Source organism: Candidatus Aquicultor sp. (assembly GCF_054640775.1).
Window position 1 is genome coordinate 1 of record NZ_JBTSLF010000154.1, and the last position, 6,066, is coordinate 6,066.

At 38.8% G+C, this 6,066-nt stretch carries 8 protein-coding genes; all 8 read right to left on the reverse strand.

All coding sequences use genetic code 11. The annotated features are described in order from the left end of the window. On the reverse strand, positions 1-2,037 hold a 2,037-nt coding region (locus ACYC56_RS11360), incomplete at its 3' end, for a hypothetical protein (RefSeq protein WP_461374296.1). An 11-nt stretch (positions 2,038-2,048) separates the two neighbouring features. Continuing rightward, a complete protein-coding gene (locus ACYC56_RS11365; protein ID WP_461374297.1) occupies positions 2,049-2,819 on the reverse strand; it encodes a phage adaptor protein in 771 nt (256 codons plus the stop codon). 7 nt (positions 2,820-2,826) lie between these two features. Further along, entirely contained in the window at positions 2,827-3,474 is a 648-nt protein-coding gene (locus ACYC56_RS11370) for a hypothetical protein (RefSeq protein WP_461374298.1), read from the reverse strand. Positions 3,475-3,488: 14 nt separating this feature from the next. Beyond that, on the reverse strand, positions 3,489-4,136 hold the full coding sequence (locus ACYC56_RS11375; RefSeq protein WP_461374299.1) for a hypothetical protein: 648 nt from the start codon (positions 4,134-4,136) through the stop codon (positions 3,489-3,491). Between the two features lie 4 nt (positions 4,137-4,140). Next, positions 4,141-4,779 carry a hypothetical protein gene (locus tag ACYC56_RS11380; protein ID WP_461374300.1) on the reverse strand — a complete coding sequence of 213 codons (639 nt, stop codon included), beginning with the start codon at positions 4,777-4,779 and terminating at the stop codon, positions 4,141-4,143. 59 nt (positions 4,780-4,838) lie between these two features. Then, positions 4,839-5,150 carry a hypothetical protein gene (locus ACYC56_RS11385; protein ID WP_461374301.1) on the reverse strand — a complete coding sequence of 104 codons (312 nt, stop codon included), beginning with the start codon at positions 5,148-5,150 and terminating at the stop codon, positions 4,839-4,841. Positions 5,151-5,240: 90 nt separating this feature from the next. After that, positions 5,241-5,516, reverse strand: coding sequence for a hypothetical protein (locus tag ACYC56_RS11390; RefSeq protein WP_461374302.1), 276 nt, complete (start codon positions 5,514-5,516; stop codon positions 5,241-5,243). A gap of 73 nt (positions 5,517-5,589) precedes the next feature. After that, positions 5,590-6,066: hypothetical protein (locus ACYC56_RS11395; protein ID WP_461374303.1), on the reverse strand; the 477-nt coding region annotated here is incomplete at its 5' end.

Sequence of the window (6,066 nt, forward strand, 5' to 3'; positions counted from 1 at the left end):
ACCAAGAGGCCAATTCCACGTTCCATCACTTTTCAATAACGCCAGGCAGCTGAAAGGATCGTTCCCAACCATACCAACATATCCATAGATTTCAGTCAATCCGGTAACTACTTGAGGCGTTCTTGTGAATAAAGTATTTTCGTGCTGGACCCAACCCTTGTCCGGGATAAATATATAAAGCTGCTGTTCTGTTGGTGCAAAAAATCTTATCGAGTTCCCGTAGTTTTCTTTGCCGCCGATAATATTTGTTTTTGTCAACGTTCTATAATCATCCCTTATCGAGTCCTTTGTAATATCTATTCTTTGGTTCCCTTGTGTTACTTGGAAATCGAATTGAGATGGGAAGAAGATTTTACCATCATTATTCACAATCCCAAGTTTGGAAGTGCAACCAATTCCGTTTACCATTTGAGAAGGGATTTGGTTAACTGGATCGTATTGCTGATAACCGTTATCTCTAAGAATAACGAAATCTAAATTTGAGTTTACTTCAATCCCCACAATATCATTACCGTCTTTTGTATCAAGACTTTGATAATTCTCGGCGGGGATAACATCATATTGAGCCGGAGGAGAGTTAAATATAAAATTCTTCCAAGTTTTACTATCATAAGGATTCAATAAATACGTTGCGTTGCCCGCTACTAACGCTTGGTCCCAAGATGCCACATATTCTTTCGTGGGAGTATAACCTAAAGCCGATATTAGAGATTCACCTTGCACATAAGCAGCATAATCTATGTTGAAAAATCCACCACTAGTTTGTGTGGCTACATCTGATAGAATTAAAGTTCCCGTACTATCAAGCGTCCATAATTTATCTGATGCCCCAAGCGCCGTGCTTTTAGAAATATCTATTTCTTTTATTAATCTCGGACTCTCTAAAACTGAATCAATCCCATCTCCCAACGCTAACCAAAATCTTATTTTAGTTATACGTTTGTTCATTGTTGCAAAACGAATTGTCGGGATTATGTCCATACTCTCGCTTGCCGAATATATCTTATATGGTCCAACACCTGGTAGACTACCGTCATATATCATAAAGTCATCTTTTACTACAAATTCATTAAAATCGTCAAGGATGGCGGTAATTATTAATTTGAAATATTTCCCGGAAGGGAAATCCGTAGAAGTAGTCCCCGTTACCGCGCTGCCGCCTTTCTTTACAGTAACCGCGAATGTTTCTGCATCTGAAATAATATTATACGGATCGAGAGAAATAGTATCTAACTTTGTTATGTTCGATAGTGTGTCGCCGTTTGCTAGAGTATCAATTTGCCAGTATTTCTTTCTATAACCTATGCCAACAGCTAATCTATTGGCCACCGAACCCCATCCTATTCTTAAATCATTCAGTACTCGGTGAAAACACAAGTCCGATGATTTGATTGTACTTTGAGATGCGAAGAAAGGGAAAGGTGCGCTTAGTGCGCCCAATGGTTGATAGTTCGCCATAATTAGAAGATTATCGGAAACATCCCAATCTGCCCTTGTTAGTTTGAACCCGTTTGGCGCAAAGGATGTTATTGTCGCCCAATTTTGTTTTGCCAAATTATAAACAGCACTCCAAAGATATATGCCACCGCCGTCATAAGAAGAAACAGTATAATCATAACTTAGTGCCGTATGCCCAGAGATTGTTACCGGGACAATCTTATTCAACCACAACCAAGCATTAGTCCAATCCGTCCCGTTAAAATAAGGGTACATCCCAACCGCTACATGAGGATAAGCGCCTGCCGCCCCTCTTTGAAAATAAAACACTACTTCCCTTGTAACCCCGCCAAGTTGAGAAAAAACATGAGTAGTAAAGTTTAGATCAGCCGCCCAAGCAAACCCTTGAGCAGCGAAGTTCGGTTTTGTTATTGTTGCGCCATTACTATCTTTTAGCAAAATCGGGTTTGCGGCAGAAAGCATATCCCCATCTTTTTCTCGAAGTTCAATATTACTGCAATCGGCACACTCATTTATTTGAGGAGTTCTCTTAGTAGAAATACCAAGAAAGTTCTTTATTTCCGTTTCTTGAAAACCCATGTATATCTACCTTATGATTGGTTCTTTTTAGATTTGTCATTCAAGAACTGATCTTCGACTTTCAAACTGTCTTTGATGTTCTTTATGCCCGCCTCTATAACGGATGCCAAGGATTCCGGAGGTGTCTTTGCAAGTTCTTCATAGATATACATTTTCGCTTTTGCCAATGTCAGATCCACAAACGAATCTCTAATATCCAAGGTATCGCCTAAACGATCATCGTTATCAACAGTTAATTTGACGGGAAAGCGATTATAATAAACCTTCAAAGATCCCCAGTCAGTTTCAAACGCAATAGTTTCGTATCTATTTAGAATAAACAATTTTTCTCCGAACAGATAATAGAATACTTCCTTATTCTTTTGGTTCACGTCCAAAAGGTTCTCGAATTCTAATGGACTTACAAAAATTGCATTTTGCGGCGAAGATAATGCGGCTTTTGGAGTATAAGAAATACTTGTAATGCGGTCAATTCTCAACTTTGCCGCACCTGCATCAACTGAAATATCAGCACTTGCCGTTAGAAAAGGAGTAGGGTCAACGACCAATTCAACTTGCCCAACGCCAGTTGCACCATCCTTTATAATGAAATTGGCACCATAATCTTCTTTTTTCGTTACCTCATCTAATAAAGCCGCAACATCTTGTGTAGCAATATTTATATAATCTACCAAGGGAAGCGTTTGTATTTTATCCGGCGCTAGTTGGTTCAAAAGAATTCTTAGAAAACCAATCGCTCTTCCCACCGTCCATTGTTTTGATGAATAAACTATTGATGGCATTTTAACCTCACTTAGTATTTGTTTGATCTTCTAAATTGGTGTTTCTCAAAAATGCGATTTGGTTATTTACACCCTGATTAATTGAATCGGGAGGAGAAGATTGAAGTATCTCATATATTTTTAATTTTGTTTTAGCCAACACCAGCCCTAAATAAACATCTTTGATCTCCAGATAATCAGTTGTAGTTGTAACCTTTTTGGGATAACCGATGTAATAAAGATCAAGAGTAGCGCCAATCGTAAGATCGCCACCATAAAAATTAATGTCGTTACCGTTTCTTGCCCAAAAGATTGTACCAGTTGTGCTTTGCAGAATATTTTTCAAGTTGTCAAATTGTGCTTGTGTAACTTCAACGCAAAGTCTTTCCCCTGCAACCTGTGAACTATCCACAATCTTAACGATCTTGTTCACCGGGTTAACAGTAAATCCGGAAATACTTGCCGTCCCATATTTGCCCGAAACAGTTACCGGCAATGTTGTTTTAATTCCGTAATCAAATATTTTTGTAACACTTAAAAATTGCATCACTTCAGCTAAAGATGAGTGCAAAGCATCAATCACAAAATTATTCTGGATTTTGGTTGTGCCTATTTGATTAGTTAGCACTCTCAAAAATCCGAGAGCGTCATTCAACGTCCAATCTTTTGAAGTCATAATATTTTTTACTCCTATTCTTTAGCATCATACCGGCATAATTGCTCGGCTATCTCCGCTATCTTTGAATTCCATTGGTCAAGGAATGGTGAATCTTCCGTGTTGCCACCCGAAGAACCGTTAGTCATTGACAAGTATATCCCTTGAGTTTTATCTAATGGCTGTCTGATGAAAGTTATATCCGCGCTTTTAGCTTGGAAAGCTGCATCATTCGGTAGGAAATAGATTGTACCGTTAATTTCAGTTACTACCGGGATTGAAGTAGACCCCTTAACTTGTAAGGTCCTTCCACTTTTAACGGTTAGGTAAAGATGGGAAGGCATAATTTCAGCTTGTTTACCATCTACCACGGCTTCAAGTAATTGGAAATAATCTAAGTTTGGTGTAGCAATCGGATAGGCAGAAGCACTAGAAGTAGTTATAGTCCTCATTTGGACTAACTCCGGGAATACTCCCGCGAACATCTGTTTATTACCACTTGTTTTCTGCCAGACATCATTGAATAACTTGAACATTGCGCGGTTAATATATCTCAATCTATCCGCCGCCGTGTAAATTGTTCCGTCTGTATCACCAGCTACAAGAACATCGGCGGAAGTGTATTTATCGTTCATCCTTCCGGCTAAATCAATTGATATTTTTTCAAGTTTGGGGTTATTCATTATTTCACCACATACATTCTTTTACTGTTTCTTCTTCTGCGGATTGATTCCCGAATTTTGTTTTCTCTTTTATTTTGGCATCAAATAGATTGTACCATTTCACATCTCCGGTAATCGCAAACAAGGCCAACCACTCAATATCTTTATCGAATAGTTCTGGAAGTTCCGGATCTATCTTATCGGATATTGTTGTTTCGGGTGCTTTATTATTTGTGATTAACTTAATCGAATCGCCATCGGTAGAACTATCGGGAGTAGCGTAAACATTGAGAACGTGGTTTATAATAGTCCCAAATGTCGGTTGCGTTATTGAAGTGCTGGATTTTAGTATCTCATTCCATCGGTTATTAGAAACCATAGAGAACCGGTAAGTCCAATCCTCCGGCGTAATGACTGTCTTTATCTTATCAATAATATCCCGTTTAACCGGAGATTTGAGCAAAGGATATTCAGAAACATCTTCGGCTAAACTTATTTCGTAAGTTTTTTCCGGAAGAACCAAAGGGAAAATCTGTAATTGTGCTTGCCGCATCTCATCATAGATTTCCTCTTTGAGAATCTTATTTACACCATATTCGTAATTCTTCGTAAGTACCCGGTGTATTCTTCCGTAAATACTTTGACTTCTATCACCAGCAGCCATCAAGAAACTCCGCAAAATTGAAAAGCTATTTACCTACAACCTTATTTGTCTGTCGATTTTTATTCTTTAGCTTTTGCTAATTCATCCTGAATTGTCAGAATATCATCAATCAATTTTGCTTTGTTATGGTCAACAGTTGGGGCTATGCCTTTCAGTTCAAAGAAGATCGAACCAAGTTCCTCTTCTGTAAGTGCTTGAAGTTGTTTCCGCGTAAGAGGTTTTTTCTCCTGGGCTACTTGCTTATTTGCATCTGCCAAGTTAGGCATCTTTTGACCATCAGTTAATTTGTAACCGTGTGCCAGAAGAAACGATGTATGCAAAGGACTTACTTCTATTGTTTTTTTACCGTTTGTTAATTTTACAGTTTTCAATTTTCACCTATTACAGTTTATTTTTGATTTAGTCTATTAGGAGGAGAAGCCGCTAACGGCTTCCCCTTTTCAATACCTAATTTTTACTACTTAGTTTGCGGCTGCACTTGATTTCCAAGTAGTAGCGCCAGTTTTGTAATGAGTCTTATAAGCTTGAAAATCTTTGATCGAACTTCCAACTGGGAAATTGTTATAATCAGCAAGTGTGATAGCGGCGGAACCGGTATAGATTCCTTCAACGTACAAAGCGCCATCAACACCGCCACCAATAACCTTAGCTTCCATACCAACTAATCCGGCAGTAACACCGAATAGATCAGGCCAAGCCGTACTTCTTTGTTCGGCTAAATTGATTTTGTCGTTCATTTTATTTCTCCGAAAGAAATATTAATTACTTAGTTAATTAAGGAGAGGCATTTCTACCTCTCCGGTAAAAATTTTATATCGTGAATGTATCCGGGCTGTAAGTGAAATAAACAAGCGAAGAACTGTTATCATAAAACAGATGAGCGCCATTACCTAACTGGTTATCATCGTCAATGATGTCGGCTCTTGTTGCGCCGTAAATCATTCTTCCACCATCTTCAAGTTTCTGACCGTGATCAGCTGTTTCTTGAGTTAACAAGAATCCTTTCCCTTCGGCTGCCAAGATTGCGCCAGCGCCTAAAGCGATTGCTGGTTTTCTGAATCCTGGATCTCTAGGTTCATCCATGTAATCAGCATTAGCGCCGTATTGAACGCCTGTGCTTAATCCATTGGTAGCTCTTGCAGCGAGGAATTCAGCATCACCGGTTATGTAAGCCGCCGGAATTGTATCATCCACAATAAGCATAGCATTTTCGTAGATGTAAGATTCCATAGCCCCGGTAAAGATTGGATTATCTTTGCCTTGACCGTAAGCATAATACATAGCATT

What these genes read in the sequence shown, in the direction of transcription:
- ACYC56_RS11375 (WP_461374299.1), bottom strand. Translation starts at nt 4,136, where the DNA reads ATGAATAACCCCAAACTTGAAAAAATATCAATTGATTTAGCCGGAAGG.
- ACYC56_RS11365 (WP_461374297.1), bottom strand. Translation starts at nt 2,819, where the DNA reads ATGCCATCAATAGTTTATTCATCAAAACAATGGACGGTGGGAAGAGCG.
- ACYC56_RS11390 (WP_461374302.1), bottom strand. Translation starts at nt 5,516, where the DNA reads ATGAACGACAAAATCAATTTAGCCGAACAAAGAAGTACGGCTTGGCCT.
- ACYC56_RS11380 (WP_461374300.1), bottom strand. Translation starts at nt 4,779, where the DNA reads ATGGCTGCTGGTGATAGAAGTCAAAGTATTTACGGAAGAATACACCGG.
- ACYC56_RS11370 (WP_461374298.1), bottom strand. Translation starts at nt 3,474, where the DNA reads ATGACTTCAAAAGATTGGACGTTGAATGACGCTCTCGGATTTTTGAGA.